The sequence below is a fragment of the Pseudomonas tensinigenes genome (assembly GCF_014268445.2).
GTDB classification, from domain to species: domain Bacteria; phylum Pseudomonadota; class Gammaproteobacteria; order Pseudomonadales; family Pseudomonadaceae; genus Aquipseudomonas; species Aquipseudomonas tensinigenes.
In genome coordinates this window covers 4,014,492-4,040,780 of record NZ_CP077089.1, presented here as the reverse complement: position 1 = coordinate 4,040,780, position 26,289 = coordinate 4,014,492, and the positions used below count along the sequence as shown (strand labels likewise).

Genomic DNA, 26,289 nt, shown 5'->3' with positions numbered 1-26,289 from the left:
CGCAGACACGAGATGGCGGCAATGAGAGGGCTGGGAAGGGATATGGATTACGCAGAGGATTCAGTGCTGGCCTCGACCAATCCGCTTTCAGCCTGACGACCGCTGCGCTGGGTTTCCGGAACCCCGATCCCAAGCAGCACAACCGCCACCGCCGCAATACCGGCCAGGGTCAGAAACGCCGCGCTGTAACCGGCCTCTTGCACAACGAACCCGGCGAGACCGTTGCTCAACGCCGCGCCGAGTCCGAAGGCCGTGGTCAGTGCGCCGAGGCTGACGTTGAAGTGGCCGGTGCCTTGAGTGAGGTCTTTGACCATGATCGGAAACAATGCACCGAACAGACCGGCGCCGACGCCGTCGAGCAGCTGCACCGCGACCAGCCAGTAAGCATCGTCCGACAGCGTATAGAGCACACCGCGCAATGGCAGGATCAGAAAACCGGCCAGCAGCAGCGGTTTGCGTCCCCACACATCGGCTTTGGCCCCGACCAGTAATGCCGCCGGCACCATCACCAGTTGCGCGGCGACGATGCAGGCCGAGGTCAGCGGGGTGGCCATCTGCAAATTGGCTTGCGCAAGTTTTTGACTCACCAGCGGCAACATCGCCGCGTTGGCGAGGTGGAACAGCGCACAGCAAATGGCGAACAGCAACAGCGACCGGTTGCCCAGCAGCACGGATAACCCGGAAGGCTGGCGATGCCCGGCGTCCGCCGGATCCAGTCCACGGGCCAGATCATGGTCGATGGCTGCTGGCGAAACGCAGGCGATGGCAATGACACTGGCCAGCGCCATGGCCGCCATCAGGTAGAACACCGCCACCGGGCCGAACAGATACGCGAACACACCGGCGAGGAGGGCGGCGCAGGCATTGCCGGCATGGTTGAAGGTTTCGTTGCGCCCGGTTCGGCGCGTAAACGCTCGCGGCCCGGTCATGCCCAAGGTGATTGCGCAAATGGCCGGGGCGAATATCGAGGCGGCCATCGCACTCAGGGTTTGCGTCAACGCCACCCAGGTGAAGGACGTCACGAACGGCAGCAGCAGGCAACTGCCGGTCACCAGCAGCGCGGCGATCGCAATCAACGCTCGTTTGCGCCGGCTGTTGTCGACCCAGGCGCCGGCCGGTGTCTGGGTGATCAACGCGGCGACCCCGGCAATGGTCATGACCAGACCAATGCTGGCCGGCTCCCAGTGATGCACCGCCAACAGGTAAATGGCCAGATAGGGGCCGAGACCGTCGCGCACGTCAGCGAGGAAAAAATTCAGGCTGTCCAGTGACAGGTTATTGCGGCGATCGAGGTCAGCGGCCACGGCAGTGTCTTCAATATTTGAGGTTTGCGGATGGATTCAACCTCAGCAAGCCTAATGACCTGCGCCCGTGAATATAAGTTGCAGGCCGCCGCCGTGTCGTTGCGAAACAACGCCAAAGGGCTGAAAACGACGTTCCGTCATACGGTTGCTGCACGTTCGACGCGCTGCTTGTATCCTTGCGCCGGTCGAGGACATACGACCGCTGTTATTGCCTTGAATCAGTAACAGCCGGAACGGGAAACCGGACTTTCCATTAGGTACTTTCGTGAAGCGTGATACCCACCTCGTCATCCTCTTGCTGCTGGTCATCGGCTGCTCTCTGGCGTCGCTGACCATTTGGAAAGTGCTGTCCTCGCGCGATCGCGCGCTGGAGGAAGTCAACGTGCACGGGTTGAACCTGACCCAGGCACTCGAGACCTATTCCGAGGGCATTGTCCGGCAAAGTTCGCTGCTGTTGCTCGGGCTGGTCGAACGCCTGGAAACCGAAGGCAGTGGCCCCGCGCAGATCCAGCGCTTGGGTGCGCTGATCAACCGCCAGCAGCCGTTGATGCCACAAATGAGCGGTATCACCATCTATGACCGTCAGGGTCATTGGCTGATGTCGTCCAATCGACCGATCCCGGCGGGGGCCAACAGCAGTGATCGGGTCTACTTCATTCATCATCGTGACGACCCGAGCCGCGAACCTTTTATCGGGCCACCCATCCGTAGCCGCTCCAATCAGGAGTGGGTGATCACCGTCAGCCGCCGTTTCAACGATGATCGTGGCGAGTTCGCCGGGGTGGTGGCCGTGACCTTGGGCGTGGAAAACTTCCTGCGCCTGTTCGGCAAACTCGATGTCGGGCAGGAAGGTGCCATCGGTTTGTCGTATACCGACGGCACGTTGCTGGTTCGCTATCCGTTCCGCGAGCAGGACATGGGCCGCAACTTTTCCAAGTCGCCGATTTACGCCAAGTACCTGGTCGATCAATCGGTCGGTACCGCGTCGTATACCTCCAGCCTGGATGGCGTCGAACGCCTCTACGCCTTCCGCAAAAGCGAGAAGTTGCCGCTGATCACCACGGTCGCCATCGGCAAGCGTGAAGCGCTCACGGCGTGGCGAACGGAAGCGCTGTTGTCGGCGGTGGTGGTGGCGGGGTTGTTGGGGCTCACCGGTCTGATTGGCTGGTTCTTGATCCTCGATATCCGTCGCCGGACCCAGGTTGAAGGCGAACTGCGCATCGCTCAGCAGCAGTTGCTCGGCTCGAACCGACAGTTGGAGTTGTTGGCCATGAAGGATGCGCTGACCGGTCTGGCGAATCGGCGCTGCTTCGACCAGACCCTGGCCACAGAGGCGCGGCGGGCACAGCGCGACGGCTCATCGCTGGCCTTGCTGATGATCGATATCGACTATTTCAAACTGTTCAATGATGCGCTCGGGCACGTTGCCGGCGACGCTTGTCTGCAAGCTGTCGCCAGGGTGCTGGATGAATGTGTGCGGCGACCGTCAGACCTGGTCGCGCGCTACGGCGGTGAAGAGTTCGCGGTGATCATGCCCGCCACCGACATCGACGGTGCCGCCGTGGTAGCGCAGTTGATTATCGAGCGCTTGCAGAAAGCCAACATTGCCCACCCGACAAGCCCGGTGGCCCGCGTGAGCCTGAGCATTGGCATCGCCGCCGCGCGCGGGTCGCACCTGGACCCGGTGCACGGTTTGATCGAGTCAGCCGATCAGGCGCTGTATCAAGCGAAGTTGGCCGGGCGCAACCGCTTCATGGTGTCTCGCGAGCAAGCCTTACTCGACTTCGGTGGACAGCAGGCCACTGACGCGTGACACCAACGTGTCGACAGCAAAGGGTTTGGTCAGCACCTGCATGCCCGGGCCGAGTTGACCGTTACCGATCACCGAGTTTTCCGCGTACCCGGTAATGAACAAAGTCTTCAGTTTCGGCCTGATTTGCCTGCCCGCATCAGCCATTTGCCGGCCGTTCATGCCGCCCGGCAAGCCGACATCGGTGATGAGCAGATCAATGTGCGCGCTGGAACGCAACACTTCCAATCCTTCAACGCTGTCGCCCGCTTCGAGCAAGTCGTAGCCGAGGTCGCTCAGCACGTCCTTGAGCAGCATGCGGACGGTGGGTTCGTCGTCGACAATCAGGATGGTCTCACCGGCCTTGGCATGAGGCGTCGCTGAGCTTTGCGTGTCATCCTGATTGCGCTGCGTTTCGCCGAGGTAGCGCGGCAGGTAAATGCAGATGATGGTGCCTTGACCCACGGTCGATTGCACCCGCACCTGCCCGCCGGATTGCTTGGTGAAACCGTAGATCATCGACAGCCCAAGGCCCGTGCCCTGGCCCAGCGGTTTGGTGGTGAAAAAAGGGTCGAAGGCCTTGGCGATCACTTCCGCACTCATACCGGTACCGGTGTCGGCGACCGACAAGCACAGGTATTGCCCTTCGGGCATTTCCCGTACGCGCGCTGATTCAGCATCCAGGGTTCGGTTGGCGGTTTCGACGGTGATGCTGCCGCCATCGGGCATCGCATCGCGGGCGTTGATGCACAGGTTGAGCAGGGCGTTTTCCAGTTGGCTGGCATCGACCAGCGCCGGCCACAGATCGGCGGCGACGACCGTCTTCAGGCGAATGCTCGGGCCGACGGTGCGCTGGATCAGTTCGCTCATGCCGGCAATCAGTGCATTGACTTCAGTTGGCCGTGGATCGAGGGTCTGGCGCCGGGAGAAGGCGAGCAGGCGGTGGGTCAGGGCGGTGGCGCGTTTGGCGGCGTCCTGGGCGATCAGCATGTATTTGTCGATGTCGTTCAGACGGCCTTGGCCGATGCGTTTCTCCATCAGTTCAAGGGAGGCGCAAATGCCTGCCAGCAGGTTGTTGAAGTCATGGGCCAGACCGCCGGTGAGTTGCCCGACCGCTTCCATTTTCTGCGATTGGCGCAACTTCTCTTCGGCCTGCATCAGTTCTGCGGTTCGCGCCGAGACCCGTTGTTCCAGTGTGTCGTTGAGCGCCTTTAACGCGGCGGTGACCCGGTCGCGCTCGGCTTCGACATTGCGCCGGTCTTCGACATCGATGAGCACGCCGGGAAAGCGCAAAGGCGTGCCGTCTTCGGCGCACTCGACGCGGCCGTTCGCTTCAATCCAGGTGTATTGGCCATCCGCGCCGCGCACTCGGTATTGGTGCGAATAGGCACCTCCACGGGCAATGACTTCGTTGATCGCGGTGGTGAGTCCTTCCCTGTCGTCCGGGTGAACGGTCATCACCACTTGCTCCAGACTCAGACCGTCGAGACCCCAGGCCGGGTCGAGGTCGAACACCCGCGCGAAGGCCTCATCGACGCTGAAGCGATCGCTGGGCAAGTGCCAGTGCCAGGTACCGATAATGGCGCCAGCGGCAAGGGCCAGTTGTACCCGCTCAACGTTTTCCCGGGCGACCGCCTCGCTGATGCGCAAGCGTTCTTGCGCGTCGCGGCGCTCGGTGACATCGCTGAAGAAGATCGCAATCTGCCGATCGGCCGGGTCGCCGACACGCACGGCGCGCACATCGAACCAACGTTCGAAGGTATTGGCGTAGTTCTCGAAGTTGGCCGGTTCGCCGGTCTTGGCCACATGGCCGTAGGTCTCGAACCAGAATTTCTCCAGGTTGGGCGCAAACTCGGTGACCCACTTGCCCCGCAGGTTGACCCCGGCCTGACGCTCGAACGCCGGGTTGGCCTCGACAAAGAAATAGTCGATGGGTTGGTCGTCGGCGTCGAATTTGACTTTGACGATGGCGAACGCCGCTTCGATGGTTTCCAGAATGGTGCTGAAGCGCTCTTCACTCTGGCGCAATGCCGTCTCGGCGCTGCGCGAACGGGTCAGGTCGAGCATCGCACCGATCATGCGTTCGGCTTTGCCATCGGCATTGCGGATCAAATGTCCGCGATCCAGCACTTCGGCGTATGAACCATCGTGGCAGAGGAAGCGGTACTCAGCGCTCCAGGTCGTGCCAGAGCCGTCAATGGCCGAGCGAATCGAGGTTGTCACGCGCGCGCGATCCTGCGTGTGAATCTGCGCAAATCGCCAGTCACAGGTCGGCTCGATGGCTGCTGACGCGTAGCCATACGCCTGTTGCAGCGAGTCGTTCCAGATGACCTGATTGGTTTTCAGATCCCAGTCCCAGACGGCGTCGCAGGTCGCCTTGACGGCCAGACGCAGGCGCGTGACCTCAGACTCAAGCTCCTCGCGAGTAAGCTGTTTCAGGATGTTCACCCTTCATGCGTTGATGGTTGGCTTGCGTTCAATTGGCGTGTCTCAAGTCATCGGCCTCACAAGCTTTGTCAGCCATTGACCCGGGGCGCCATGTTTAAGTTGCACACGGGCCAAAGGCACACGCGTTTTCATAGCGATTCGCCGCGATCCAGTCTGTCGAGCAGACTCTGCCCGCGTTGCCACAAAGCCTGCTGTTTTTCCAACGGCATGCGATCAAGGTTTTTGTACATCATGCCCATGCGCTGATTGCCGCGCAGAAGGTCGCCGTGGCGCATCAGGAAATGCCAGTACAACGCGTTGAACGGGCAGGCGTTGTCGGCCGTGGTTTCACGCACCGAGTACGCACAGTCGCGACAGTAGTCGGACATCCGGTTGATGTACTGGCCGCTGGCGCAATAAGGCTTGGAACCGAGGTAACCGCCGTCGGCGTGCATGACCATGCCGAGGGTGTTGGGCAGTTCGACCCAATCGAAAGCGTCCATGTAAATGGCCAGATACCATTCACAAATCTGGCTCGGTGAGATGCCGGCGAGCAGGGCGAAATTGCCGGTGACCATCAGGCGCTGTATGTGATGGGCGTAGGCGTGTTTGAGGCTTTGGCCGATGGCTTGGCGCATGCATTTCATTTGCGTGTCGCCGGTCCAGTAAAACTCTGGCAGGCGCCGCGTGTTACCGAAGGCATTGCCCTCGGCGTACTCCGGCATGTGCAGCCAGTAAACGCCCCGGACATATTCGCGCCAGCCGATCAGTTGGCGGATGAAGCCTTCGGCGGCATTCAGCGCGATGCTGCCGGACCAATAGGCCGACTCCACGTCACTGCAGAGTTGGCGCAGATCGAGCAAGCCAATGTTCAGTGCAGCGCTGATGCGGGCATGGAACAGAAACGGTTCGTTGCTGGCCATGGCGTCCTGATAATCGCCGAAGCCGGCCAGGCCGTAATCGAGAAAGTACGCCCACAATGCCTGGGCATCGGCATGCGTCACCGGATAGTTGAAATCATCGAGGCTGCCGTAGTGACTGGCGAAGCGTTCCTTGACCAGTGCGAGAACTTCGAGGGTGATTGCATCGTTGGTAAAACCCGCCGGGTAGGGCGCCTTGACGGTTTTGGGCAGGGCTTTGCGATTGTCGGCGTCAAAGTTCCACGCGCCGCCGACCGGCGTGCCGTCACCGTTGAGCAGCAGGCGACTTTTGCGGCGCATCTCGCGGTAGAAGAACTCCATGCGCAACTGCTTTTTGCCAGCGGCCCACGCGCGGAATTCGTCGCGGCTGCAGAGGAAACGGTTATCGGCATGCCAGTGGATCGGCAAGCCACAATCCTTCAGTGATTGCTCCAGACGCCAGTCGCCGCATTCGGTCAGGTGCACCTCCTTGGCTTGCAGCAGCGCCTGCCAGCGCTTTAACTCGCCGGGCACCGAGCCGCTGTTGTGCGGGTCGTCGAGGGTCACGTAATGCACGCGGAAGCCTTGGTCTTTCAGTGCTTGAGCGAAGTGACGCATGGCGCTGAAGATCAGGGCGATCTTCTGTGGGTGATGAGCAACATGGCTGGCTTCTTCCATGACCTCGACCAGCAGCACACGGTCCTGTTCGCGATCCAGACCTGCCAATGAAGCCAGATCAAACGATAACTGGTCACCCAGAACGAGGCACAGCCGATGGGTTTTGTTCATTTCACGGATTCAGCGTAAAGAGCAGCAGGCTGCCGAGTGGACGTTTAAGTGCTAAGTCCAGATAGTTGTACAGATTGTAGTCTGTGTATAGGTTTTTGTGCGGTGAATATTCACATCCCCCCCTGTGGGAGCGAGCCTGCTCGCGAAGGCGTCGTCACATTCAACAGTGTGCGTGACTGACCCGCCGCTTTCGCGAGCAGGCTCGCTCCCACAAGGGCTTGCACTCCGACTCGGATAAACGCTCCTGCTGTTACGGGAGCGCTTTACGTTGCCTTAAAGGCTCAGCCGGGATAAAGGGGGTAATCCACATAGCCCTCGGCGGTGCCGCCATACACCGTCGCCGGGTTCAACGCATTCAACGGCCAGTCATTGGCGATACGTGCAGGCAGATCGGGGTTGGCCATGAACGGGCGGCCAAAAGCGACCAAGTCTGCCAGCCCGGAATCGAGCAGTTGCGCCCCGGATTCTGCGGTGTAACGCCCGGCATAAATGATCGCACCGCTGAAGGAGTCGCGTACCGCCTGACGGAACGAGAGGGGCATCGCCGGGGCGTTGTCCCAGTCGGCTTCGGCGATCGACAGATAGGCGATGCCCACGTCCTGCAGCACTTTGATCGCTTCGATGTAAGTGGTGTGCGGATCCTCTTCGACCATGCCCAGGTAAGTGCGCGCTTCATCGGTGGTGGTAAACAGTGGGGCGAAGCGCACGCCGACTTTTTCCTTGCCGATGCACTCGGCGACGCCGGCGACCACTTCCTTGAGAAAGCGCAGGCGGTTGTGCAGCGAGCCACCGTACTGATCGCCGCGCAGGTTGCTGTGGGCTGAGATGAACTGGTTCACCAGATAACCGTTGGCGCAATGCAATTCGATGCCGTCGAAACCGGCGTCCATCGCGTTGCGTGCGGCTTGGATATATAGCTGCACCAGTTCCTGAACTTCATCGGTGCTCAGCGCTCGAGGTGCCGACGGAGGCACCAGTTCACCGGCGCCGGGGGCGGTTTCGATAAACACGCTGACCCGATCTGTAGCCACGGCGGAGGCCGAAACCGGCGCTGCGCCGTCGGGTTGCAGCGCGGTGTGGGAGACACGGCCGACGTGCCACAACTGCGCGAAAATCACCCCGTCCACGGCATGTACCGCCTCGGTGACTTTGCGCCAACCGGCGATTTGTTCAGGCGTATGAATGCCCGGCGTCCACGCGTAACCCTGACCTCGGGGTTCGATCTGCGTGCCTTCGGTGACCAGCAAACCGGCGCCGGCGCGCTGTTGGTAATACTCGGCCATCAGTTCATTGGCGACGTTGCCCGGTTGGGTGCTGCGCTGGCGGGTGAGTGGCGGCAGGACGATGCGGTTTTTCAGGGTGTGATGGCCGAGTTTGGCCGGGGTGAAGAAACGGCTGTTGTTCATGGGTGACCTTTTGGTGATTTATTAGACCAGTCGTCTATTGAATGGGTAAAAAATAACGCCGGGCAAGACGCACCCGGCGTTAGGAAGGTTGGACGCGAGGGTTTAGCCCAGCATCTCCAGCAGTTTTTTCGCGACGGCGGCGGAGCTGGCAGGGTTCTGGCCAGTGACCAGTTGCCCATCGGCGACCACATGAACCTGCCAGTCAGCGACTTTCGAGTAATGACCGCCGAGGCGCTGGAACTCGTCCTCGATCAGGAACGGCACCACGTCCGTCAGGCCAACGGCCTCTTCTTCGGCATTGGTGAAACCGGTGACCTGGCGGTGCTGCACCAGCGGTTTGCCGTCAGCGGTGAGGACATGACGCAACACACCTGGTGCATGGCAGACAAAGCCGTGTGGCTTGTTAGCGCGGTCAAACGCTTCGATCAACGCGATCGACTGTTTGTCTTCGGCCAGGTCCCACAGTGGGCCGTGGCCGCCCGGGTAAAACACCGCATCGAAATCATCAGCGCTGACGTCGGCCAGGCGGCCGGTGTTGGCCAGTGCCTGTTGTGCCGCCGGGTCCTGACGGAAGCGATCGGTCTCGGCGGTCTGCGCGTCGGGCTCATCGCTTTTCGGGTCCAGCGGCGGCTGGCCACCGGCCGGCGAGACAAGCGTGACGTCGGCGCCGGCGTCCTTGAAGGCGTAGTAGGGCGCGGCGAACTCTTCCAGCCAGAAGCCGGTTTTCTTGCCGGTGTTGCCGAGTTGATCGTGGGAAGTCAAAACCATCAGGATTTTCATAGAGCACCTTGAGTCGATCAGGTGTCTTCGATTGAGCGAAGGATTCGCACATCGGCCACACCGGTCAGAAAACGTTTGTCGGGGCGCAGCATAGATTCCAATTAGACCAGTCGTCTAGTAATTTTTTATCCTGCGGTTTTTCATCGACAGGTATGGCAAACTTCCGTTCCTCGAAATATACGACTGGTCTATTGCCTGGTAATGTGCGCCCGATGAAAGCGACCTACGACGACACCCGCCAACACTTGCTCGACACCGGCCACCGGATGATGGCCGAGAAGGGCTTCACCAGTGTCGGCCTCAACGAAATCCTGCAAACCGCCGGTGTGCCCAAGGGTTCGTTCTATCACTACTTCAAATCCAAAGAGTTGTACGGCCAGGCGTTGCTCGCGGATTACTTCGTCGGCTACCTCGCCGACATGGAACGGCGCCTGACGCTGCCGGGGCTGAGCGCTTACGAGCGGCTGATGGATTACTGGCAGGGCTGGCAGAACCGCTGCACCCTCGAAGGGCATGGCGATGAGTGTTTGGTGGTGAAGCTCAGCGCTGAAGTCGCCGACTTGTCGGAGTCGATGCGTCTGACCTTGCGCGATGGCGCCGAGCAAGTGGTGGCGCGCATCACTCTGTGCATCGAGCAGGGCCAGGCCGAAAACAGCCTGCCTGCAGGCGACGCCCGGCATCTGGCGGAAACCCTTTATCAGCTGTGGTTGGGCGCCAGTTTGCTGAACAAATTGCAGCGTACCGGGCAGTCGCTGCAGACCTCGATGGCGATGACCCGACAACTGCTGGCGGTGTGAGCGGCGGGGCCGTTGTGGCCCAGGTTACATGGCTCAACACACCTCGCCCTGACTGTTGCAGGGCCGCACATCCTCGGCACGCCATTGTTTGATCAAGCGCCGGCGGTCAGGCGCGTAGTGTTCGACGAGCACCTGCACCGTCGCAAGGTCAGCCATATCGATCACGCGAAACCGGCTGTCGCCTTCGCACCACGCTGCGATGCAGCGCTTGCCTTCGATAAAGCCCAACATGATCGGCCAGATGATGTGTTCGGCGGCCTCCGCATGTTCGAGCGCTAGCGCGATGCGCAGCTTGTTCTGCTCGCGCAGCGCCCGACGAATCTCGCTGAGGTCGATGGTTGTGCCGGGCTTGTGCGGCTTGGCCACGTAAAAGGTTTCGTCTTCGAAGATCGGCCGCATCTGCGCGGGCAGCACGGCACTGATTTTCGCCAGGGCATTGTTGACGGCGCCCGCGAGTTGGCTGTCGGTCTGCCGGCTGACCCATTGCGCGCCGATGACCAAGGCTTGTATTTCCTCGGCGCTGAACGATAGCGGCGGCAGGACAAAACCGGGCTTGAGCACATACCCAAGGCCCGGCTCGCCGTCGATCTCGGCCCCCATGCCTTGCAGCGTGACGATGTCGCGGCGAATGGTGCGCAACGACACGCCCAATTCAGCCGCCAAGGCTTTGCCGGACACCGTACGACGATGACGCCGCAGCGCTTGCATCAGCTCAAACAGACGATGACTTCTGGCCATTAACGCTCCATGGCGACGACACCTTTGCCGCCGAGTTTGCGGCCCTGTTCGAGCTCGCGGATCAGTTGTATGGCGCCGTCCAGCGGCACCACTTCTCCTAGCCGAATCTTCAAGCGTGCCTCACTGGCGGCACTGGCCAGTGTTTCGAGGATTTCGTGTCGCGGTGTGCCAATGACCAGTTTCAGTCGCCGATCAATCAAGCCACGCAGGAATTTACCCGGACCCGGATTGAGATCAAGCAAACAGCCGCCCGGACGCAGCAATCCGATACCGGTCGAGACCGTCATCGTCGCGGCCGTGTCATACACCACATCGAAGCGCGCCGGCAGTCTTGTCAGGTCCGTTAACCGGTAGTCGTAGACGGTCGATACCCCCAGCGCCTGTGCCCGGGCAACGTTCGACGCGCTGCAACTGCCCGATACCTTGGCCCCCGACATCAGGGCGATCTGCACCGCCGCTTCGCCGACTGCCCCCGCGCAACCATTGATGAAAACCTGCTGACCGGCTTGCAGTCTGGCCTTGTCGATCAACCCGTTCCACGCGGTAACGCCCGGTGTGCCGAGGCACGCCGCATCGGCGAAGGAAAGAGTATCCGGTTTGCTCGCCAGAAAGTCCTCCTTGGTCACGACGGCTTCGCCCAATGCGCCACTTTCCTTGAAGCGGGATAGCCCGAAAACCGCTTCGCCGACCTGGAAGCGGCTGACGCTCGCCCCAACCGCAAGAACCACGCCAGAGAAATCCATACCCATCGCGCGCGGAAATGCTCTGCCGGTGATCAGCTTCATCCGGCCCTGACGCAACTTCCAGTCAATGGGGTTGATCGCTGCAAATCTGACCTGCACGAGCACTTCATCCTTGCCGGGTGCTGGCAACTGGAATGCTTCGATGCGCATCACGTCCGGACCGCCGTAGCACGAGTACTGAATACGTTTATAGCCTGCTGACATGTTGGGTTCGCCTTCCGAGAGTGAACATGACACCGACTCTATAACGGGGCAGTGCCAGTTTTTGGCACCATTCGCTTTCTATGGAGGAGGCAGATTGATGAACGGTGTTCATGACTTCATGAAGCTGAGCGCAGATAGTCGCAAGATCCTCGTCGGTTTACCGTAGCGGCTGATTATCCCGTCAGCAGGAGCTTAACGATGGCAGCACTCCCGGTTCGTAGCGTGACCCACTCCAGCCGACTTCTGTTGACGGCCATCGCACTGTTGCTGACAGCCTGTGCTTCAACTGAAAAAGGTTCGACCTCCATGAAACGTTCACCTGCAATGACCTCCGACGCCGCGGCTGCCGTGTCCCCGGCATTGGCTCATAACACCGATGCCATGTTGTTTGGCGAAGTATGGAAACGCCCGGGATTGTCAGCGCGTGACCGCAGTCTGGTGACGGTTGCGGTGTTGATTGCACGCGGGCAAACCGCCGAGATGGCCGCGCAATTCAACCTTGCGCTGGACAACGGTGTCACGCCGCTTGAGCTGTCCGAAACGCTCAATCACCTGGCGTTTTATTCCGGTTGGGGCAATGCGTCAGCGGCTCTGCCTATCGCCGGCGAGGTGTTCAGCGCGCGCGACATTGTTGCTGCGCAATTGGCACCGGTTGCGCCGTCGTTGCTGCCGCTGGACCAGGCTCGCGAAGCTGACCGCGTGGAGCGCGTGAATGCGGCGGTGGGATCAGTGGCGCCGGGGCTGGTCGAGTTCACCACCAAAGCGCTGTTCCGCGATCTGTGGCTGCGGCCAGGTCTGGCGCCTCGCGATCGCAGCCTGATCACGGTCAGTTCGTTGGTGGCCAACGGGCAGACCGGCCAGGTCGGCTATCACCTGGGTCGGGCGATGGACAATGGTTTGAGCCAGACCGAAGCGGCGGAAATGATTACCCAACTGGCGTTCTATGCCGGATGGCCGAATGCGTTTTCCGCCGTGCCGGTGTTCAAGGAAGTGTTCAGCCAGCGCGCGCCGGGCTGACTGAACAGGGCGTCAAATCTGCTCCGGCAAGTGCGCGATAAGTTTGTCCAGCGTGATCGGATAGTCGCGCACGCGCACACCAGTGGCGTTGTAAATCGCATTGGCGATGGCCGCTGCGGCGCCACTGATGCCCAACTCGCCGACACCTTTGGCCTTGAGCGGCGTGGCGTAGGGGTCGACCTCATCGAGAAAAATCACCTGCTGATGGGGAATGTCGGCGTGCACCGGCACTTCGTAACCGGCGAGGTCATGGTTGACGAAAAAACCAAGGCGCTTGTCGACCTGCAGTTCTTCCATCAGTGCGGCCCCGGCGCCCATGGTCATGCCGCCGATGATCTGGCTGCGCGCGGTCTTCGGATTGAGAATCCGCCCTGCTGCGCAGACCGCCAATTGCCGACGCAGACGAATCTCGCCGGTCGCCGCGTTGACCGCGACTTCGGCGAAATGTGCGCCAAAGGTCTGCTGGGCAAAGCGCTGGGCCAGATCGCCGAATTCCATGCGATCTTCGCCAACGAGATCGCCTGCGGCCGCCGCGTGAGCCAAAGGAAAATGCCGCGTGCCATCGTGCACCTCGCCGTGGGAAAATTCGGCCGTTTGCGGATCAAATCCGACGGCGCGGGCAGCGGCTTCGCGCAACTTGACGCAAGCGGCATAGACCCCGGCGGTTGACGACGCCGCCCCCCATTGCCCGCCCGATCCCGACGACTCCGGAAAGCGCGAGTCGCCAAGGCGCACTTCGACCCGGTCCAGTTCCACACCCATCATCTCGGCGGCGGTCTGCGCAATGATCGTGTAGCTGCCGGTGCCGATATCAGTCATGTCGGTTTCGACAGTGATTGTGCCGTGCCGATCAAGACGCACACGGGCCGCCGATGCGGTGGTTGGCGCGCCACGTATGGCAGACGCCAGACCGATGCCGATCAGCCAGCCATTCTCCAGGCGTTGGCCGGCGCTTGCGTTGCGCTGGTGCCAGCCGAATTGCTTGGCGCCGGTTTGTAAACACTCGACGAGCTGCCGTGTGGAAAACGGTCGTGATGGCTGTTCGGGGTCGACCTGGGTATCGTTGAGCAGGCGCAACTGCAGTGGGTCGATGCCGAGTTTTTCCGCCAGTTCATCCATGGCAATTTCCAGCGCCATCATCCCCGGTGCTTCCCCCGGCGCGCGCATGGCCGAGCCTTCGGCCAGGTCCAGCACGGCAAGATTCAAGCGGGTCATGCGGTTGGCGCCAGCGTAGAGCAAACGTGTCGAGGCCGTCGCGGCTTCGGCCCGGCCCCCGGGCAGGTTGCCTGACCAACTCTCATGGCCGATGGCTGTGATCAAACCTCTGCGGCTGGCACCGAGGCGAATGCGTTGAAGCGTCGCGGGGCGATGGGTCAAATTGTTGAACATCAGCGGACGTGGCAACGCGACTTTCACCGGGCGCCTGGCGTGGCGCGCCGCCAGCGACGCCAGCACCGCGTCACACAGGATCGTGCCTTTGCCGCCGAAACCGCCGCCGATGTAGGGCGATATCAAACGAATTTCTTCTTTGCGTATGCCGAGTGTCTTGGCCAGATCGCGCACGCCCCAGTTGATCTGCTGGATCGACGTCCACAACGTCAGCGAATTGCCGTTCCACTGGGCGATGGTGGCGTGGGGTTCCATCATCGCGTGCGCCTGATCCGGCGGCGTGCTGTAGTGCTGGTCGATCTGGATCGGTGCGGCGTTGAAGGCGCCTTCGAAATCTCCGGTCTGCGTCTGCGGCGGGGGGCCGAAACCAGCGGGTGGCGGCGGGGTCGCCGAATCCTTGGCGGCCGCCAGATCGAACGCGCCGGGTTCGGCGACATAGGTGATTTCCAGCAGGTGGGCGGCGCTGCGGGCCTCTTCAAATGTCTGCGCGACGACGATCGCGACAGCCTGGTGATAGTGGTCCACCTGCGGGCCAGCCAAGGCGCGCGCGACATAGAACTCGCCCTTGGCCAAAGGCCCGGCATTCTCGTAGGTGACGATCGCGATCACCCCGGAACTGTTGCTCGCCTGCGTCGAGTCGATCGAGGCAATTCGTCCCTTGCCGATCCCGGCGCCGACGATATACCCATAGGCCGGATTGGGCACTGCGGCATGTTGTTCATACGCGTAGGGCGCGGTCCCGGTGGTTTTCAACTTGCCATCGATGCGGTCGGCGGGCTGGCCGATGACGTTCAATTGATCGATCGGATTAGTGCCGGCCGGTGTGTCGAATTTCATCGCTGAGTTCCTCTTCGGGCGGGCTGTCGGCCACCGCCGGGCTTCTCAGCGCCAGCGTTTGCAGGCCATATCGCCTACGAGCCTAGGCCATTGAACCGCATCTGATAATGCGCCTTGCCAGGATGGAGTCATGAGTCCTGCTCACGAATCCTGACCAACATGACAAATAAGAATAAGTTTCAATTACACGATCTCTGGTATACCATCCGCGCCGCTGTTCTGGCGGTTTCACCCTTCGTTCTGGCCTATTCACAAGGTTTTCATTTCATGCGTCGTACTCTGCTTTCCATTTGCGTGCTGCAGGCGTTGTCTTCTTCCTCGTGGGCCGAACAGGCCAATTCAACATCCTCAGCGCTAGAGCTGGAGGCGACCGACGTGGTCGGTACAGCGGATTACGAACGAGCCGACGGCCCGGTGCAGGGTTACCGCGCGACGCGCTCGGCCAGCGCCACGCGCACCGACAGTTCGATCCATGAAACCCCGCAATCGATCAGCGTAGTGACCAAGGATGCGGTCGAAGACCTCGGCGCCACCCGTCTGCAAGACGCACTGGATTACGCCGGCGGCGTCGGCCGCGCGAACAATTTCGGCGGGCAGGGGCTGACCACATTCACCGTGCGCGGCTTCACCACCGGCGAGTTCTACCGCAACGGTTTCCCGATCAATCGCGGCTACCCGAACATGCCCGACGCCAACACCATCGAGCGTCTGGAAGTGCTGCGTGGGCCGGCAACAATGCTCTACGGTCGTGGCGATCCGGGCGGCACCTTCAACGTTGTGTCCAAGCAGCCATTGGCCGAGCGCACGGTCACGTTGGGCAGTCAGTTGAATGATCAAGGCATGAAACGCGGCACGCTGGACGCCTCCGGCCCTCTGGACGAAGAGGGTCGTCTGGCCTATCGATTGAACGTGGTGGGTGAGGGCGGCGATACCTTTCGCGATCACGTCGAGACCGAGCGCTACGGCATCACGCCAGTGCTGACCTGGCAGGCCAGCGATACCACCCGAGTGATCTTCGAGGGTGATTTCATGCGCAACAATCATCCACTGGATCGCGGCGTGACGCGTTACGCCAAACAGATCGGCACCGCCTCGCGCGACACGTTCTTCGGCGAGAAAGACGCCGGCAAGTTGCACAACGACAACAACATGGCGCAACTGCGCGTCGAACATCTGCTCAATGATGACTGGACGCTGGGCGGTGGCTTCCAGTGGCTCGACGGCTCGCTTGAAGGCAACGCGATCGAAGCCAACGGCATTGCCGATGACGGTCGAACCCTGGGGCGCAATTTCAACTACCGCAAACTGGAGTGGACCGACAAGGACACTCAACTCAATCTGACCGGTCATTTCAGCACCGGTGGCTTGCAGCACACCTTGCTGACCGGTATCGAGTATGAAGATTACGACTACAAGTCGATCATTCAGCGCTCCAGCGGCGCGGTCGGCGCCTACCCGATCGACATCTTCGATCCGGTTTACGGCCAACCGCGTCCGGCATTGACCCGCACGCCGACCCACGACAAGGAAAACCTCAAGACCTATGCCGCGTTCGTCCAGGATCAGGTGGCGTTGACCGAGCGTCTGAAGGTCCTGGCCGGGGCACGTTTCGAGCGTTTCGAGCACGACTATGAAACCTACGTACCCGGCGGTAAAAACTGGCAGGCCAGCGACAACGCGGTGACCCCGCGCATCGGCGTGACCTACGACCTGACCGAGACGCTGGCGGTCTACGCCGACACTGCGCGCTCGTTCAAGCCCAATACCGGCGCGAGCCGCGTGGGCGGAGGCTTTGCACCGGAGAAAGGCAAATCCTACGAAATGGGCGTCAAGTGGGAAGCGCTGGATCATCAGTTGAGCGTCGATGCGGCGATCTATCAGATCGAAAAGCGCAACGTGCTGACCACCGATCCGGTGGACTCGACCTTCAACGTCGCGGCCGGGGAAGTGCGCAGCCGCGGTTTCGACCTGAACGTCGCCGGCAACCTGACACCCGAATGGCGGGTGATCGGCGGCTACGCCTACGTGGATGCCGAAGTGACTAAGGACAATGTGATCCGCTCCGGCACACGGTTGATGAACATTCCGCAAAACAGCTTCAGCCTGCTCAACGTTTACGAGTTTCAGGACGGAGCGCTTAAAGGTTTGGGCCTGGGCACCGGACTCAAATACGTCGACGAGCGTGCTGGGCAAACCGCCAATACTGCGTTCTCGATGGACAGCTACACCGTCGTCGATTTGCTCGGCTTCTATAAGGTCAACGAGAAGGTGCGGCTCAATCTTGACGTGAAGAATCTGTTTGATCGGGATTATGAAGAGGGCGCGTTCGGTAATGTCTACGCCTATCCGGGAGCGCCGAGAACGGTGCAGGTGGGGATTTCCTACACCTTGTAAGCCGCGTTCGACGCTGCAACGGCGGCCCCTCACCCCAGCCCTCTCCCGGAGGGAGAGGGAGCCGACCGAGGTGTCTTGGGTTATGCATCGACCTGACAGATCGCGTCGATTATGGATTCATCGGTAATGCCTGACGGTGATGGATTCACAGGCGCTATTGCACGTCGGTGCTCATCGCCAACATCCCCCAATCGGCCCCTTTCCCTGCGGGAGAGGGGGCCGACCGAGGTGTCTTGGGTTATCCATCGACCTGACAGATCGCGGTGATTACGGGTCCATCCGCAGTGCTTGGCGGCATTGGATTCACAGCCGCTATTGCACGTCGGCGTCCATCGCCAATATCCCCCAATCGGTTCCCTCTCCTGGGGGAGAGGGCTAGGGTGAGGGCAGCTGTTTCGGCACCCGCCACTTAGCCAGTGACACAACCTTGCGGCGTTTTCCCGGCAAAGCTGTCCAGCAAGCTCGCCACCACCATTTCTCCCATTCGCGTGCGCGTCTGCAAGGTGGCGCTGGCGCGGTGCGGTTGCAGCACCACTTGCTCATTACCGAACAGGGCTTCTGGCACATTCGGTTCATCGACAAACACATCCAGCCCTGCACCGGCGATCTCGCCGGCATTCAGCGCCGCCAGCAAATCAACCTCGTTGACCAGTTTGCCCCGTGCCACGTTGATCAGATAACCGTCCTTGCCCAAGGCCTGTAGCACGGAAGCATCGATGATGGCTTCAGCCTTGTCGGCAGCGGCGGCGAGAATCAGCGCATCGCTGTCGCGGGCCAGTTGTTTGAGGTCGGCGACGAAAGTGTGGCTGACATCGCTCATCGGTTGCAGGTCGGTGTAACTGATCGGACAGCCGAAGGCCGCCGCTCGGCTGGCTACCGCACGGCCAACCCGGCCCATGCCGACAATGCCGATACGCATGCCGGACACTTGACGTGCCAGCGGCAGAGGCGCCAGCGGTGTGGTGCTGTGCGGCCATTGACCCGAGCGTACATAGCGATCACTGGTACACAGCCCGCGACACACGGAAATCAGCAAACCGATGGCAAGGTCGGCGACGTCTTCGGTCAACGCGCCAATGGTCGCCGTCACGCGGATGCCGCGATCCCGAGCATAAGCCAGGTCAACCGCATCGGTGCCGACGCCGTTGACCGCCACCACTTCAAGTTTCGGCAGTTGCGCCATGACGGCTTGGGTGATGCCGGTATGGCCACCGGTGATCGCTCCGCGAATATTCACGCCGTGTTCCTGCAAATACGCCTGTTTGTCTGCCTGCTGGAAATAGCGTCGGACCGTAAACAGTTCATCGAGACGCGTGTTGATTTCAGGAATCAGGATCGGGCTCAACTGCAAGACTTCTGGCTTCATATAAACCTCTCTTACCGAATAAAAAGGCCGGTTCAACCGCGACCGGCAAACGGCATGGCGGTGGCCATGACGGTCATGTTCAGAACGTTGGCCGACAGCGGCAGGCCGGCGATGTAGCGCACGGCATCAGCGACATGCTTGACGTCGACCATTGGCTCCACGGCGATGCTGCCGTTGGCCTGACGTACACCTTTGGTCATGCGTACCGACATCTCGGTCAGGGCGTTGCCGATGTCGATCTGGCTGCAGGCGATGTTGAATTCGCGACCGTCCAGCGCCAGCGATTTGGTCAGGCCCAGCACCGCATGTTTGCTGGCGGTGTAGGCGCTGCTGAACGGGCGCGGGGTGTGCGCCGAAATCGACCCGTTATTGATGATGCGTCCGCCCTGAGGCTGTTGACGACGCATCAGTCCGAAGGCACCACGAGCACAGAGGAAAACCCCGTTGAGGTTGGTGTCGATCACGTTGCGCCACTGTTCGAACGTCAACTCATCCAAGGGCACGGCGGGGGCATTGACCCCGGCATTGTTGAAGACCACATCCAGTCTTCCGTAGACCTCGGCAATGGTTGCGAACAGCGCATCGACACTGACCGGGTCGCGCACATCGGTGGGCACCGCGAGGGCTTCGTGCCCCTCGCTTGCCGCCAGTTCGACCAGCGCCTGTAACGGTTCCGGCCGGCGACCGGCAAGCACCAGGGTGTAGCCGTCGGCCAACAGGCCAAGCGCCACAGAGCGGCCGATTCCGCTACCGGCACCGGTGACCAGCGCGACTTTCAAAGGTTGAGTGATGGACATCTTGTTGTTCTCCTGTCTTCAAATCACTGCGGCGTTCAGGCCCGCGGGCCGACGCGCATTTCCAGTTGGCCGATCCCGTCGATTCCGGCGTTGATCACATCGCCCGGTTGCAGGCCGTCGACGCCGGCCGGGCTGCCGGTCATGATCAGGTCGCCGGCCCTCAACGCCACTGACCGGGAGATCCGGCTGATCACTTCAGCCACCGACCAGATCTGGCTGTCGAGGCTGTCGCGCTGACGCTCCTCGCCGTTGACGTTCAACCACAATTCGCCTTCGGGATGGCCCGCGCGGGTCACTGGCACGATGGCGGTCATCGGCGCGGCGCCGTCGAACACCTTGGCACCTTCCCACGGCAAACCATTGCTCTTGGCGGCACGCTGAACATCTCGGCGGGTCAGGTCGAGGCCGGCGGCATAGCCCCAGACATAAGCCAGCGCCTCGCTCTCCGGAATATTCGCGCCGCCTTCACCGATGGCCACTACCAACTCGATTTCGTGGGCGAAATCCTCGGTCAGCGAAGGGAATGCCACCTCACCAACGGCGTCGACGACATTGCTGGCTGGTTTCATGAAAAACACCGGTGGCTGGCGCGACTGGCCGACGGCATCTGGCCACGGGTAATTGCGGCCGACACAAAATACCCGGCCAACGGGAAAACGTTGTTCACTGCCGACAACGGGCAAGGTCACGGGCAGATCCGGCGTGAAGACGTATTCAGTCATGTTCATCCTGTTATGAGTCCTGTTGGTAGCTTCAGCGTACGGCGGCAGTCGTTGGTGAAGTTGGACGAAAGCCGCCTCCAGTTGGAGAAAACGGTGCTGTTGGCTTTAGCGCACCTTCAACTCGATGCGGTACAAGCGTCCGAGCAACAGCGAGTAGGAGAGGGTGCCGATCAGCGCCACGCCGCCAATGAACCAGAAGGCCCAGGCGAATGAACCGGTGGCATGCACAATCGCGCCAATCACGATCGGCGTGACGATGCCGCCGATGTTGGCGGCCAGGCTGGTGATTCCGCCGGTCAAGCCGATCAGCTCCTTGGGCGCGACTTCCGACACGGCCGCCCACGAAGACGAGGCGATGCCTTGCGCAAAGAACGCAATGGTCAGCACGGCGATGCAGATCGTGTTCGAATCAGTGAAATTCACCAGAACGATGGACATCCCCAGCATCGACCCAATCACCAGTGGCAACTTGCGGGCGAACGACATCGAGTAGCCACGGCGGATCAACAAGTCAGAGACGATGCCGGCGAGGAGGATGCCGACCGTCGCGCCTACAAACGGCAGAACAGCGAAGATCCCGGCCTTGATCATGGTCAGCTTGCGTTCTTCGATCAGGTAGGTGGGGAACCAGGTCAGGAAGAAGTACAGCGCCGAGGTGCTGGCGAATTTGCCGACGCAAATTGCCCAGATCTGGCGGTAGCTGAACAGTTCAGCAATTTGCCGCCAGTTGAAGCGGGTGCGTTCCTGACTGCTTTTGACCAGACCGCCGCCGGCTTCGATGTACTTCAGTTCTTCTTTGCTGACTTTCTTGCAGTTCAGCGGATCGCGATACAGGTACAGCCAAAGCACGCCGAAGACGATGCCGAGTACGCCGGTGCTGTAGAACACGTGACGCCAGTCGAAGGTGGTTGCCAGCCAGAGCAGGGCACCAGTAAACAACGCTGTCCCCAGATATTGCCCGCAGACGTAGATGCTGCTGGCGAGACCGCGTTCCCGCGCCGGAAACCACACCGTCACCGCACGACTGTTGGCCGGAAACGCCGGTGCTTCCATCGCACCGACCGCCAGACGCAACCCGAACAAGGACGCGAAGCCCGTGGCAAAGCCCTGGCACACGGTCACCGTCGACCAACTGATCAGGGAAACCCCGTAAGTGAAGCGCGAACCGAAGCGGTCGGCGATGAACCCGGCCGGCACCAGGGCCAAGGCGTAAGTCCAGGCAAATGCCGAGAAAATCAGGCCCATCTCGATCTTGTCCAAGCCAAGATCCTTGGCCATGAACGGCGCGGCAATCGAGATATTGACCCGGTCGATGTAGTTGATGATCGTCGCGATCAGCAGCAACGAGAGCATGAACCAGCGCCGCCGCGAGGGCAGACGCTGCGGCACGACGGCGTCCCGGGCGCCGTCTATCACCGGCGGCACGGTGGCTTGGGAAGAATGTGAATTCGACATGAAGAGACCTCGTTATTGTTAGAAGAGTCGAGATGTTTTCGTGCAGCCGAAGGCGTTTGCCCGCGATGGTCGGGGCATGCCAATCGATACTGAAACGAACGGTGCGAACAGCCGGCGTCAGACGTTCAGAAACGTCTTCCAGTCGGCGTGATCGAGACAATGTCGGGAGGGGTGGCGAGGGGGAATAGCAGAATCATGACGTGCACACCTGTGATTGTTTTTGGAAGAGGTTGGGCTGCGTCGGCTCACAGTGGTCGTACAACGTTGGTAAAGCAACCGAGGGGTTAGAACGTTTTTTTTCTATGGAGGCGGCGTTGCAAAACCTGTCCAAAAAATAAATCCGATGATTTCCTAAGTGTATTTTTAGGTATGGCTGTTAATACATTGATTATTAACAATAAAAAATCTTGATACGTTCTCGGCGGTTTTGGACAGGCTAAACGCCATATCGAGGATAAAAATTCCTTGGAAAGGCAGGTCATCGTATGACTGCTTGCGTGTATTGCGTACATGTCTGCAAGATGAGGGTCGTCAGCTCACTGCCAATACCTGTCGAGGATTCTGCGCAGATGTCGTCACTCAGCCGTATTCCCACCTATGTCATGCAGCAGCGCAGCGAATTGACCGACTTCTATATTCGCGACAAAAAGGGCCGGCGCGCCGAGACCAGTCCCCATCGGCACGAGTATTTCCAGATTCAGATCAACCTCGGTGGCGACACCGTGCAGCACATCGGTAACGTCGAGCGTCCGTTTCCGCGCAATACCCTGGCATTCATCCTGCCGCACCGAGTGCACGTAATCCCGCATCCAGCGGACAGCAATTTCATGGTGATCAATTTTTCCCAGACCTTTCTCTTGCCGCATTTGCAGTGCGACCCGATGGACCTGGAGGAGGTGTCGATTCTGCTGGCGCCGGAGTTATCGCCATTCCGTTTTCAGGAGCATCTGGATTTCATTCTCGGGGATGAGGATTTCGCCAAGGTCTGTGCCTTGATCGAGCAGATGCGCACGCTGGACGAGAACCGTCAGTTTGGTACGCGCGAGATGCTCAAAGGCTTGCTGCTGCAACTGATTGGCAGCGTGTGTTTCCTTTATGCCGAGCCACTCAAGCGTCTGGCCGAGGAGAATGCGGCCGAGGTCAGCCGCCGGGATGCGCTGGGCCGCATGTTCGAATACTTGCGCAAGAACATTGCCGATCCCGATCTCAATCTGATCAAGGTGGCTGCGGCGACGTACCTGTCCCCGACCTATCTGACGCACTGGTTGCGCAAGGAGATCGGCAAGACCTTCACCGAACTGGTGCTCGAACGCAGGATGCACGCGGCACGCAATTTCCTGCTCAACAGCACGCGCTCGGTGGGCGAGGTCGCACGGTTGTGCGGCTTCGCTGACGAGGCGTATTTCTCCCGACGCTTTCGGCAGATTCACGGCCAGCCGCCGGGACAGTTTCGCCGCCGGCAACTCAATCCGGATACGCCGCAATCGCCGTTGAACACCTAGGGCTCAAGCATCAAGGGCCGCCAGACGATCGGAGCAACACCAAGTATTGCGTTGTGCTGCTTAGGGTCGGGCGTTTCGTGGTTCGCGGGTTCAGGTGGGTGTTTGTTCTCCGTGTCTTGCAGTTCGTCGGCGGGGGGCTTTTCGGTGTCGCAGGCAACGTTATCCATGGTTCTTTCGCCAGATGATTACAGGCAGGCAACTATTTGATCTGCACGATTACCTTGCCTTTCGCACGGCCCTGTTCGACGTAAGACAGGGCTTCGCCCGCTGACTCGAAAGCGAAGGTGCGGTCAAGCACAGGACTTATTTCGCCGGCTTCAATCAGCGTGGTGATTTCTTGCAGTTGTGCACCGTTGGCCCGCATAAACAGGAAGCTGTAACGGATATCCTGCTTGCGCGCCTTGCGCCGAATGCTCAGGCTCAACAAGCGCATGACTTGCCGCAGCGGCCACGCCAGGCCCTGCGCCTTGGCGAACTCGGCTGTTGGCGGGCCTGATATGGAAATCAGCTGGCCGCCCGGTTTGAGTACCTTGAGCGAGTTTTCCAGAACGTCGGTGCCGAGGCTGTTCAGCACCACGTCGTAATCGCGCAATTCGCGCTCGAAGTTCTGCTGTTTGTAATCAATCACCACGTCCGCGCCCAGCGCTTTAACCCATTCGACATTCGCGGTGCCGGTGGTGGTCGCGACAACAGCGCCGAGGTGCTTGGCCAGTTGAATGGCAATTGTTCCGACACCGCCGGAACCGGCGTGAATCAAGACCTTCTGACCCTTTTGCAAACGGGCGATGTCGACCAGCGCTTGCCAGGCTGTCAGGGCAACCAAGGGAATCGCCGCGGCCTGTTCCATGCTGAGGTTGGCTGGCTTCAACGCTACGGCGTTTTGCTCGACGGCGATTCGCTCGGCAAACGTGCCGATTCGCTCTTCGGGTACGCGCGCATACACCGCGTCGCCGGGCTTGAAACCCTTGACCGCTGCGCCAACCTCAATCACCACGCCGGCACAATCGTTGCCCAGCACCAAGGGGAATGAGTACGGCAGAATCAGTTTGAATTCGCCGCTGCGAATCTTTGAATCGAGTACGTTGACGCTGGCGGCATGTACTTCAATCAGCACGTCATGGGCGCCGGGTACATGCTCGGGCACGTCGCCAATACGCCCGTTCTGCTTGCCGTAGCGATCGATAAAATAAGCTTTCATGGTGGGGACGGCTCTCACGGTTCTGGGGGAGGGCAGGGTTGCCTGAGCAGATGGGTTCAGCTGTCGAGAAACGCCTGCGCCTTGCTGACAAAGTCAGCGTAGTTCTGGAAAATCGCGCCGTGCCCGGCGTCTTCATAAATGATCAGTTGCGCGTAGGGAATCCGGTTCGCCAGATCAATCGAGTTGACCGTGGGCACCATGATGTCGCTGTCACCGTTGACCACCAGCGTCGGGATTTGCAGGCCGCCAAGGTTCTGCGGCAGCTGTTTTCCCCATGCCTTGATGGCTTTCAACTGCCGCAGAAAAGCGCTGGGTGTCGGGCGCTTGTCGCGATCTTTGCGGCGTTCTTTCAAACGTTGCAGGAAGTCTGTCGCGGCCCGCCGTCCGTTGGCGGTTGTGGTGAAAAACAGATGGAATTTGGGATCGCGTAGGGTCAGCAAGCCCTTGAGCATCAGTGGCCAGGAAACCGCACCGACCTTGGCGATACCGACTCCGCCAGCCGGTCCGGTGCCGGTCAGAATCAGGCGCCGCACCAAGGCAGGATTTTTGAGCGCGATGTCCTGAGCAACGAATCCGCCGAGGGAAAAACCCAGCAGATCGACGCTGGTGAATTCCAGCGCAGCGATCAGGCTGATGACGTCGTCGGCCATCTGTGCGACGGTCAGGGGCGCGGTGCCGCCTGAGCCACCGACACCGCGATAGTCAATGGCGAGCACGCGCCGGGTTCGCGCCAGACCATCGACGATTCGCGGGTCGAAGTCGTCGAGTGCCGCTCCCCAATGATTGAGCAGGATCAGCGGCACCGCCGATTTCGGCCCGAGGTCTCGATAGGCGAAGGCCGTGCCGCCAACCAAAATCGATTGGTTGGCGGCTGTGATGAACGGCATTTGTTCCACTGGACTCACGCCAGATAGCGCTGGGCGACTGCCGACTGGCGGATCTGTGCCAGCAGGCCCTGCCGCGCGGTCTGCAAGGCATCCCAGCGCTCACCTTCATGCAGCGGCGGAATGGTCACCGGTTCGCGACGATCGAAACCGACCAGCGCCGCATCGACCAGATCGCTGACTTCCATGATCTCGCTCAAGGTGTTGATGTCGATGCCCGCGCGATCCCAGATTTCCGTGCGGGTAGCGGCCGGCAGCACGGCTTGCACGTAGACGCCGAGTGGCGACAGTTCCAGGCTCAGCCCCTGAGACAGGAACAGCACAAACGCTTTGGTCGCGCCGTAGACCGACATGCCGAACTCCGGGGCCAGACCGACCACCGAGCCGATGTTGATAATGGCGCCGTTACCGGCCTTCGCCAGACGGGGTGCGATGGCGCTGGCGAGCCGCACCAGTGCCGTGGTGTTGAGGGCAACCAGATTGGCCACTTTGTCGGTGCTCTGCTCGATGAAGTTGCCGGACTGCGCGGCGCCCGCGTTATTGACGAGGATGCCAATGCGCGCATCGTCGCGCAGGCGCGTTTCGACGGTGGTCAGGTCTTTGAGTTGGGTCAGGTCGGCCTGAAGCACATCCACGGCGACGCTGTGTTCGCTACGCAGTTTCGCGGCGAGTGTTTCCAGGCGCTGAAGATCGCGGGCGACCAGCACCAGGTCATGCCCGCGTTGGGCGAAACGTTCGGCGTAAACCGCGCCGATGCCGGTCGAGGCGCCAGTGATAAGAACAGTAAGGTGGGCGTTCATAGGGTCATCTCTTTTCAAAAAAACGATTAAGGAGAGGCAGTAAATGCGCCGG

At 60.6% G+C, this 26,289-nt stretch carries 20 protein-coding genes; 5 read left to right on the top strand and 15 right to left on the bottom strand.

Annotated features, from left to right (window positions below; genetic code table 11):
* Positions 1-47 precede the first annotated feature (47 nt).
* The gene (locus HU718_RS17900; protein WP_186614930.1) at positions 48-1,304 is read right to left on the bottom strand and encodes an MFS transporter; all 1,257 of its coding nucleotides are present in this window, start codon (positions 1,302-1,304) and stop codon (positions 48-50) included.
* Positions 1,305-1,569: 265 nt separating this feature from the next.
* Here HU718_RS17900 and HU718_RS17895 point away from each other — a divergent pair, with 265 nt between their 5' ends.
* Positions 1,570-3,117 carry a sensor domain-containing diguanylate cyclase gene (locus HU718_RS17895; protein ID WP_150729134.1) on the top strand — a complete coding sequence of 516 codons (1,548 nt, stop codon included), beginning with the start codon at positions 1,570-1,572 and terminating at the stop codon, positions 3,115-3,117.
* Here HU718_RS17895 and HU718_RS17890 read toward each other — a convergent pair.
* From HU718_RS17890 to HU718_RS17875, 4 genes are all read right to left on the bottom strand, one after another.
* Positions 3,079-5,541, bottom strand: a complete 2,463-nt coding sequence (locus HU718_RS17890; protein WP_186614932.1) for a PAS domain-containing protein — start codon at positions 5,539-5,541, stop codon at positions 3,079-3,081. The genes HU718_RS17895 and HU718_RS17890 overlap by 39 nt on opposite strands.
* A 128-nt stretch (positions 5,542-5,669) precedes the next feature.
* Entirely contained in the window at positions 5,670-7,208 is a 1,539-nt protein-coding gene (locus tag HU718_RS17885; RefSeq protein ID WP_186614935.1) for a cryptochrome/photolyase family protein, read from the bottom strand.
* Between the two features lie 281 nt (positions 7,209-7,489).
* Positions 7,490-8,614, bottom strand: a complete 1,125-nt coding sequence (locus HU718_RS17880) for an alkene reductase (protein ID WP_186614938.1) — start codon at positions 8,612-8,614, stop codon at positions 7,490-7,492.
* Positions 8,615-8,716: 102 nt separating this feature from the next.
* A complete protein-coding gene (locus HU718_RS17875) occupies positions 8,717-9,394 on the bottom strand; it encodes a type 1 glutamine amidotransferase domain-containing protein (protein WP_186614941.1) in 678 nt (225 codons plus the stop codon).
* Positions 9,395-9,606: 212 nt separating this feature from the next.
* Between HU718_RS17875 and curR the strand changes: the two genes are divergently transcribed.
* A complete protein-coding gene (gene curR / locus HU718_RS17870) occupies positions 9,607-10,191 on the top strand; it encodes a TetR family transcriptional repressor CurR (protein ID WP_102899149.1) in 585 nt (194 codons plus the stop codon).
* A 33-nt stretch (positions 10,192-10,224) separates the two neighbouring features.
* On the opposite strand, the gene HU718_RS17865 is transcribed toward curR, so the two are convergent.
* Both HU718_RS17865 and HU718_RS17860 read right to left on the bottom strand, forming a co-directional pair.
* Positions 10,225-10,929 (bottom strand): helix-turn-helix transcriptional regulator, encoded by a 705-nt coding sequence (locus HU718_RS17865; RefSeq protein ID WP_102899148.1) that lies wholly within the window; start codon positions 10,927-10,929, stop codon positions 10,225-10,227.
* Positions 10,929-11,876 carry an NAD(P)-dependent alcohol dehydrogenase gene (locus tag HU718_RS17860; RefSeq protein ID WP_186614944.1) on the bottom strand — a complete coding sequence of 316 codons (948 nt, stop codon included), beginning with the start codon at positions 11,874-11,876 and terminating at the stop codon, positions 10,929-10,931. Before HU718_RS17860 ends, HU718_RS17865 begins: the two co-directional genes overlap by 1 nt.
* Before the next feature lie 306 nt (positions 11,877-12,182).
* On the opposite strand from HU718_RS17860, the gene HU718_RS17855 reads away from it, so the two are divergent.
* Entirely contained in the window at positions 12,183-12,893 is a 711-nt protein-coding gene (locus tag HU718_RS17855; protein ID WP_225936809.1) for a carboxymuconolactone decarboxylase family protein, read from the top strand.
* A 12-nt stretch (positions 12,894-12,905) separates the two neighbouring features.
* Here HU718_RS17855 and paoC read toward each other — a convergent pair whose 3' ends face one another.
* Positions 12,906-15,119, bottom strand: a complete 2,214-nt coding sequence (gene paoC / locus HU718_RS17850) for an aldehyde oxidoreductase molybdenum-binding subunit PaoC (RefSeq protein WP_186614947.1) — start codon at positions 15,117-15,119, stop codon at positions 12,906-12,908.
* Positions 15,120-15,386: 267 nt separating this feature from the next.
* Here paoC and HU718_RS17845 point away from each other — a divergent pair, with 267 nt between their 5' ends.
* On the top strand, positions 15,387-17,513 hold the full coding sequence (locus tag HU718_RS17845) for a TonB-dependent siderophore receptor (protein WP_186614951.1): 2,127 nt from the start codon (positions 15,387-15,389) through the stop codon (positions 17,511-17,513).
* Positions 17,514-17,922: 409 nt separating this feature from the next.
* Here the strand turns inward: HU718_RS17845 and HU718_RS17840 are convergent, their stop codons facing one another.
* The 4 genes from HU718_RS17840 to HU718_RS17825 form a co-directional block, all read right to left on the bottom strand.
* On the bottom strand, positions 17,923-18,879 hold the full coding sequence (locus HU718_RS17840) for a 2-hydroxyacid dehydrogenase (RefSeq protein WP_186614954.1): 957 nt from the start codon (positions 18,877-18,879) through the stop codon (positions 17,923-17,925).
* 32 nt (positions 18,880-18,911) lie between these two features.
* Positions 18,912-19,670 (bottom strand): SDR family oxidoreductase, encoded by a 759-nt coding sequence (locus HU718_RS17835; protein WP_150795030.1) that lies wholly within the window; start codon positions 19,668-19,670, stop codon positions 18,912-18,914.
* 41 nt (positions 19,671-19,711) lie between these two features.
* The gene (locus tag HU718_RS17830; RefSeq protein WP_150795015.1) at positions 19,712-20,404 is read right to left on the bottom strand and encodes a fumarylacetoacetate hydrolase family protein; all 693 of its coding nucleotides are present in this window, start codon (positions 20,402-20,404) and stop codon (positions 19,712-19,714) included.
* 99 nt (positions 20,405-20,503) lie between these two features.
* Entirely contained in the window at positions 20,504-21,853 is a 1,350-nt protein-coding gene (locus tag HU718_RS17825) for an MFS transporter (RefSeq protein WP_186614956.1), read from the bottom strand.
* Between the two features lie 569 nt (positions 21,854-22,422).
* On the opposite strand from HU718_RS17825, the gene HU718_RS17820 reads away from it, so the two are divergent.
* Entirely contained in the window at positions 22,423-23,355 is a 933-nt protein-coding gene (locus HU718_RS17820) for a helix-turn-helix transcriptional regulator (protein WP_095111883.1), read from the top strand.
* Between the two features lie 199 nt (positions 23,356-23,554).
* Here HU718_RS17820 and HU718_RS17815 read toward each other — a convergent pair whose 3' ends face one another.
* From HU718_RS17815 to HU718_RS17805, 3 genes are read right to left on the bottom strand one after another with little or no spacing between them, the layout of a single operon-like run.
* Positions 23,555-24,553: an NADP-dependent oxidoreductase gene (locus tag HU718_RS17815; protein ID WP_186614958.1), complete on the bottom strand. Its 999-nt coding sequence runs from the start codon at positions 24,551-24,553 to the stop codon at positions 23,555-23,557.
* A gap of 56 nt (positions 24,554-24,609) precedes the next feature.
* The gene (locus HU718_RS17810; protein ID WP_186614961.1) at positions 24,610-25,440 is read right to left on the bottom strand and encodes an alpha/beta fold hydrolase; all 831 of its coding nucleotides are present in this window, start codon (positions 25,438-25,440) and stop codon (positions 24,610-24,612) included.
* A gap of 14 nt (positions 25,441-25,454) precedes the next feature.
* A complete protein-coding gene (locus HU718_RS17805; RefSeq protein ID WP_186614964.1) occupies positions 25,455-26,237 on the bottom strand; it encodes an SDR family NAD(P)-dependent oxidoreductase in 783 nt (260 codons plus the stop codon).
* Positions 26,238-26,289: the final 52 nt, after the last annotated feature.

Excerpts from the sequence above, each read along its gene's own strand:
- HU718_RS17885 (WP_186614935.1), bottom strand. The coding sequence starts at position 7,208 with ATGAACAAAACCCATCGGCTGTGCCTCGTTCTGGGTGACCAGTTATCG.
- HU718_RS17880 (WP_186614938.1), bottom strand. The coding sequence starts at position 8,614 with ATGAACAACAGCCGTTTCTTCACCCCGGCCAAACTCGGCCATCACACC.
- HU718_RS17875 (WP_186614941.1), bottom strand. The coding sequence starts at position 9,394 with ATGAAAATCCTGATGGTTTTGACTTCCCACGATCAACTCGGCAACACC.
- curR (WP_102899149.1), top strand. The coding sequence starts at position 9,607 with ATGAAAGCGACCTACGACGACACCCGCCAACACTTGCTCGACACCGGC.
- HU718_RS17865 (WP_102899148.1), bottom strand. The coding sequence starts at position 10,929 with ATGGCCAGAAGTCATCGTCTGTTTGAGCTGATGCAAGCGCTGCGGCGT.
- HU718_RS17860 (WP_186614944.1), bottom strand. The coding sequence starts at position 11,876 with ATGTCAGCAGGCTATAAACGTATTCAGTACTCGTGCTACGGCGGTCCG.
- HU718_RS17855 (WP_225936809.1), top strand. The coding sequence starts at position 12,183 with ATGAAACGTTCACCTGCAATGACCTCCGACGCCGCGGCTGCCGTGTCC.
- paoC (WP_186614947.1), bottom strand. The coding sequence starts at position 15,119 with ATGAAATTCGACACACCGGCCGGCACTAATCCGATCGATCAATTGAAC.
- HU718_RS17845 (WP_186614951.1), top strand. The coding sequence starts at position 15,387 with ATGCGTCGTACTCTGCTTTCCATTTGCGTGCTGCAGGCGTTGTCTTCT.
- HU718_RS17840 (WP_186614954.1), bottom strand. The coding sequence starts at position 18,879 with ATGAAGCCAGAAGTCTTGCAGTTGAGCCCGATCCTGATTCCTGAAATC.
- HU718_RS17830 (WP_150795015.1), bottom strand. The coding sequence starts at position 20,404 with ATGAACATGACTGAATACGTCTTCACGCCGGATCTGCCCGTGACCTTG.
- HU718_RS17825 (WP_186614956.1), bottom strand. The coding sequence starts at position 21,853 with ATGTCGAATTCACATTCTTCCCAAGCCACCGTGCCGCCGGTGATAGAC.
- HU718_RS17820 (WP_095111883.1), top strand. The coding sequence starts at position 22,423 with ATGTCGTCACTCAGCCGTATTCCCACCTATGTCATGCAGCAGCGCAGC.
- HU718_RS17815 (WP_186614958.1), bottom strand. The coding sequence starts at position 24,553 with ATGAAAGCTTATTTTATCGATCGCTACGGCAAGCAGAACGGGCGTATT.
- HU718_RS17810 (WP_186614961.1), bottom strand. The coding sequence starts at position 25,440 with ATGCCGTTCATCACAGCCGCCAACCAATCGATTTTGGTTGGCGGCACG.
- HU718_RS17805 (WP_186614964.1), bottom strand. The coding sequence starts at position 26,237 with ATGAACGCCCACCTTACTGTTCTTATCACTGGCGCCTCGACCGGCATC.